Consider the following 5658-nt stretch of genomic DNA (forward strand, 5'->3'; position numbering starts at 1 on the left):
ATTAATTATTAATTATTAATTGTTAATTTTGGCGATCGCTCACAGCCCCCATGGTGGCTTTATCTCTAGTAGCGGCGGTCTCCGAAATGGATAATTATTAATTATTAATTGTTAATTGTTAATTGTTAATTGTCCGGCTTCTGATAAGCTCTAATCATGGCTTGGGTTCCTTGAGTAGAGCCTAAACCTTCATCCAAATTCTGAACTATTTTAAACAGGGTATCGGCTAATTTTACCCCTGGTAACTCCCTGGAAATAGCCTCTTGAACTAATCGCAAATCCTTAACCATGTGGCGAATCATAAAACCCGGAGCGAAATCATTGTTAGCTACCTTTTCCCCTAGGTTAGACAAAGCCCAAGACCCAGCGGCTCCGGTGCTGCATACCTCCACAATTAGTTGAGGGTCAATACCCTGATGTTCCGCTAGTAACATCGCCTCACATAGTCCAATCATGTTGAGGGAACATAGTACCTGATTACAGAGTTTGACAGCTTGACCGCTACCACTAGGACCACAATAGCGGATATTTTTACCCATTGTTTCTAACAAGGGTAGGCAGGTGTCAAAGCTATGGCGATCGCCACCCACCATAATAGTTAGAGTACCATTTTTCGCGCCGATATCTCCCCCGGAAACAGGTGCATCTAAAAACTGCATTTGATGGGATGCGATCGCCGAAGCGATCGGATGAACCGCCGCCGACCCAATAGTGCTAAAGTCTATAATGATCGCGCCCGGTTTAGCAAACTGAATCACCCCAAGGGAACCAAGGATGACTTCTTCCACGTCGGGAACATCTCCCACACAGGTACAGATCACCTCAGCTTCGGTCACAGCTTCTTCTATGCTATGGACGATTGTAGCACCTGCATCAGAGGCGATCGCCACACCAGGACGCGAGGGAGTACGATTCCATCCTTTCACATCATAACCACCTTGAGCGAGGTTAGCAGCCATATAGCCACCCATCACGCCAAGTCCCAAAAATGCAGTTTTAGTCACGAAATCCTTACCTCAATTTTTCAATATCTGTATTATTAGCTTGGGTAGTTTTCATATAGGAGAGTAACCAGTTAGCCATAGTAGCGCGCCGGGTTTGTCTCGGTCCAAAGTTTCCAATAGTGTAGCCTTTAAAGCCTAGTTCCTCTTTCAGGAGTTGTTTATTTTCTTTAGGTATCGACCGGGTGAGTTGAACAGTAGCCGGACGGCTTTCGATAAAGTCCGGGGGTTCTCGATATGTTTCTCGCCACTGTGTATCAACTTGAGTTATATCCCAGCGATCGCTTTGTTCGTCATAGCGATAACCAAGATAATACCAAACCAGTTGATTAACAGTGTTGTCCTCTATTTCCTCATTGAGAATCGCCCAAATCGTATCAGTATTTAGGGGGGGTAGTTCAGACATAACCTAGGTTGTAGTTTCCAGTTAATTACATGGGGGTAATGAGTTCTAAAGGTCCCAATCCAAACTCATCAGGAGAAACAGAGCGCAATTCAACCAATGCCATCATATCCTTAAAACCGGGCTGACCACGAGAAGCGCCCGTCAACCCCATAGCAATAATTAAACCACACCAACCCTGAGTTTGGCTACAGCGTCTTTCCCAGTTTTTCCTAGCCCGCTGATGAGTTGGGTCATCTTCCATAAATTCCCCAAACAAATGCAATTCACCATTTTCCGTCTTCAAAATTCCCAGGTCATAATTCCGACCCTCCATGGGATCTTTCCCTGAGTTAAAACATATTCCCGCTAATCCTCCAGCCTCCTCCAAATTTTGAATTAGTGTTTTCGCCTTCGGCTTAGAGGTTTGAATCAAAATCACAGGTAAACCATCCCCTTTCTGAGGAATATCCACATCAGAAGGCTGGTAGAACTCCGTATTGTTTCGCAAGTAATCCACCGTTTCCCAAGGAATTACACCCAAACTCAAAAATGATTTAGGTGGTATCAAATCATCTCGTAAGGTAGGGTAATCAAACTCCTCCTCGTCATCTTCCGCTGCTTTCACCATTTCCAGAAGTTCATCAGCCACCTCTGGTAAAGTTTTCACCTTCACCGAAATCATTTTGGTTTCAGGTGCATCAGGTACAGAACAAGATATGCGATAGCGTTTAGACAGCTCAGGAAATGAATCCTCATTTAATTTATAGCGAAAATCTCGTAAGAATCGGTGCAGTGCTTCCAAGGCTACCATCATCACCGTGGCTTCTTCTTCGTAGATGACCGATCGCAAACCTTCTAAGGGGTGTAAATTACCAAAGTTAGGTTCAATCTGCGATGCTGATAAAGTTTCCCAGATTACGTCCTCCTCCTCATCTTCTTCTGACAAAGGCTCAAAGGTGACAAACAGACAATCTTGAGTTAAAAATGCTTCTTCTAGGTTATCAAAAGGTCGGTCAGCAACAACTCTTTCTCGAAACCTTTTTAAAGATTCTAGGGAACGGTACATTAGCACCCCATAATCCATCCCTAACTTACCCAGTGTAGAAATGTAGATAGTTCCTACGTCTAAGTGATTGATTTCTATAGAAATAATTTGATGTTCCCCTAATTTATCCCAAGGTGCATCTTTCCAAATTTGCTCGGCTTTTTTGAGCAGGGGATCTACAAAGGCTTCGGGGAGTTGAGGGGGGCGACTTTCGGCTACTTCTTGGAGTCCCCTAAATATCTCATCAATTAGTGGTAAATCTGGTACATAGTCTATAACTATATCGAGTTCTTGTAGGACACCGCGCAGGAAAAACTGAATTTCGCGATCTTTGACCACAATTTTGTGAGGGCGGGCTGCTGGGGTAGGGCTTTGGGGATGTTCCATCGCCCTGAGTAAAGTTCGGACGATCGCTTCTGGGCCAATATTAGCCGATACCATATCCATTGACCGTACCATTCCCTGAGAACCGTCAACCCAAATGATGCAGTCATTATCAGCCTCTATATCTGTTTCCAAACTAGGTCGAGACTCGTGAGACATGGGACGGCGATCGCCCTCCCACACGCTAGGAATGGAGGGTAGTTTTTGTAAACGACGAAGGGTTGAACGATTGAGAAATGTCATTTAGATAATTTATAATATCGAGTAGTGCTACCAGATTAGGATTTTACACGATTCTCAGAACCAGGAAAGGACCCGCTCCGTTGAGAGTACCGGTTATTTGTCCCGGCTTTAGTCCCTAACTTAGATTGTATGACAAAATACCAAATTCGGGTAAATGCGATCGCGCCCAGATTAGATCTGGCTGTAGGACTGGGTTTCCGCCCCTAGCCCGGATCTCCTTGACCGCGATCTTAACACGATAAAAACTCGGGAGATTGGTAGCCCCGTCTCTTTATAGCGGGGCGGAAAAGCGACACGGCGGCTTTAGCCGCCATCAGGAATGGTGAGGGTCGTTAATGTAAGCTGTCACCTTAGCCGTGCTGACTTTCCCTGTAGCTTCGTAGTAATACGACCGAGTCCACAATGAAGGTAGCTTGCAGAGGTGAGGGAACTCCTGCCTGATCCGCCTAGATGAACGCCCCTTCATAACTTTGACTATTTGGTGAATGGCGACCTGAGAGCCGTGCTCTACCAGGATGTGAACGTGGTCAGGGGCTATTTCCAGAGCCTTGACCAGCCAGTCATTTTCTAGGGCAACCTCATTCAGTATTGCGGCAAGCCTCATCTTGACGTTGCCGACCAAAACCTTCTTCCGCCTTTTCGGAATCCAGACCAGGTGAACATGGGCCAGCCCTACCGAGTGGTTGCCGTGGCGGTAGTTGATTGACTCATCTCGCATTGTTGAAGGCTACCCATTTATCGACAATTCTAGTATACTTGTTTTATGGCTAAAACCTTTGCAGCACAAGTCAATCAACTCCCTGACGACCCTCCCCTGAGGGCCGCACTGGAGTATCTTGGCACGGCTTCAAATAACCTCTACAACTGCACGGTTTACCTGGCTAGGCAGTTGTATTTCAAGGCAGGTAAATTCTCGAATGGGCGCTGGCTATCGAGCCAGATGAAGCACAACGCCCACATGAAAGCGCTCTATACCAGCGCTGCACAGCAAACCTGTATCAGCGTGGGTGAGGCGTTCAAGGGCTACCGTGAGCTACTGAAGTTATGGCGCAGCGGTGGGCTGACTGAAAAGCCGAAGCCGCCCAATTACCGCAAGTCTGGCGGCATGTTTCAGCTTAGCTACCCTAGGCGGTGGCTGAGGCTGGTTGATGGTCAGGTTAGGGTGCCAATGGGAACGGCCTGCAAGGTCTGGTTTGACCTACCCGAAATCTTCCTGCCTTTCCCGTCAAACCTTGACTGGGAAAAGGTTAGAGAGGTGCAGATTGTTCCTCGTGCAGGCTACTTTGATGCCGTCTGGATCTGCGAAGCACCCCCCGTTGTGCCCGTGGTTCTAGACCCTGAGAAGTCGCTAGCCATTGATCACGGCATTGACAACTGGCTGACCTGTGTGGATAGCGAGGGCCATAGTTTGATTGTGGACGGCAAGCACCTGAAGGCGCTCAACCAGTTCTACAACAAACGGGTCGCCACCATCAAAGAGGGAAAGCCTCATGCCTTTTGGTGCAGGTTGCTAGATAAGCTCACGGGCAAGCGTAATCGCCAGATGCGGGATGCCGTCAACAAGGCAGATAGGCTAGTGGTCAATCACTGCCTGAAGCATGGCATTGGCACTGTGGTCTTTGGCTGGAATCAGGGGCAAAAAAACGGGGCCAGCATGGGCTGCCAAACCAACCAGAAATTTGTGCAGATTCCTACGGCAAGGCTGAAGAACCGAATAGCTCAGCTTTGCGAGGCCCACGGTATTTTGTTCGTTGAACAGGAGGAAAGTTATACGTCGCAAGCGTCCGCGTTAGACCTAGACAGTATTCCCGTTTACGGTGAAAAACCCGAGGGTTGGAAGGCTTCAGGTAGGCGCATTCGACGTGGAACCTATCGCTCTGCTGCTGGCGTTGAGGTCAATGCCGACTGCAACGGGGCGTGGAATATCGGTCGCAAAGCAAAAGTAACGGGGATGCAAGGCATCCCCGCAAGAGGCGTTTTGACTTCGCCTAGGCGTCTGAGAATTTGGGATCTTCCTGGTGTGTCGATCCTAACTCAGAAGTGCTGTAATCCCTCCGGGGAATCCCCGTCGCTTTAGCGCGGGGAGTAGTCAATCTCCCCCTTAGATTTGTTACAATCCTTGCTAGGATCAATAGATGGCAGGGTCGATTCGTGAGTTGAACTACCATACATTAATTAGCCCGGCTTTAAATTAGCTATGGAACCCCACGGGGAACTGTTTCAACAATAGTGTCTCCCATTCTGCCATGCTAAGGATAGCGTGCGAGACGTTTAGGATTGAAATAGGGCTGCAATGCCTGAAATAACCTCCTAGAGGGAGATAGACTGAATCAACCCAGTTTACCCCTTAACTGTCTATATGTTCCGACACTCGGGCTTAAAACGAGCAAGGCAGGAAACTCAAGGTCAATCCCATTTTAAGAAATCGCCAAATTTACCGTCCAGGTGAACTTAGGAGGAGTAAAATCCACTTGGGGCGATTATGGGAAAGAGTAAAGGCGGTAGCCACCCCCAGTTTTGGGAATCACAAACCCAGGATTGAAACGGGGAACGGAAGGCGTGAGGGAAAACCTATTCCCAATAATCCGACCACTGCCAAT

General features: G+C 47.6%; 5 protein-coding genes. 1 reads left to right on the top strand and 4 read right to left on the bottom strand.

The window, feature by feature from the left end; genetic code table 11:
* Nucleotides 1-125 precede the first annotated feature (125 nt).
* From P5683_RS02235 to tnpA, 4 genes are all read right to left on the bottom strand, one after another.
* On the bottom strand, nt 126-1004 hold the full coding sequence (locus P5683_RS02235) for an NAD(P)-dependent oxidoreductase (RefSeq protein WP_006623061.1): 879 nt from the start codon (nt 1002-1004) through the stop codon (nt 126-128).
* Between the two features lie 7 nt (nt 1005-1011).
* Nucleotides 1012-1407 carry a DUF1823 family protein gene (locus P5683_RS02240; RefSeq protein ID WP_006623062.1) on the bottom strand — a complete coding sequence of 132 codons (396 nt, stop codon included), beginning with the start codon at nt 1405-1407 and terminating at the stop codon, nt 1012-1014.
* A gap of 25 nt (nt 1408-1432) precedes the next feature.
* Complete coding sequence (locus P5683_RS02245) at nt 1433-3058, bottom strand: DUF6930 domain-containing protein (RefSeq protein WP_006623063.1); 1626 nt, start codon at nt 3056-3058, stop codon at nt 1433-1435.
* Between the two features lie 313 nt (nt 3059-3371).
* Nucleotides 3372-3776 carry an IS200/IS605 family transposase gene (gene tnpA / locus P5683_RS02250; protein WP_035759030.1) on the bottom strand — a complete coding sequence of 135 codons (405 nt, stop codon included), beginning with the start codon at nt 3774-3776 and terminating at the stop codon, nt 3372-3374.
* 45 nt (nt 3777-3821) lie between these two features.
* On the opposite strand from tnpA, the gene P5683_RS02255 reads away from it, so the two are divergent.
* On the top strand, nt 3822-5135 hold the full coding sequence (locus P5683_RS02255; RefSeq protein ID WP_193520723.1) for an RNA-guided endonuclease TnpB family protein: 1314 nt from the start codon (nt 3822-3824) through the stop codon (nt 5133-5135).
* Nucleotides 5136-5658 lie beyond the last annotated feature (523 nt).

This window comes from Limnospira sp. PMC 1279.21 (assembly GCF_032349615.1).
GTDB classification, from domain to species: domain Bacteria; phylum Cyanobacteriota; class Cyanobacteriia; order Cyanobacteriales; family Microcoleaceae; genus Limnospira; species Limnospira fusiformis.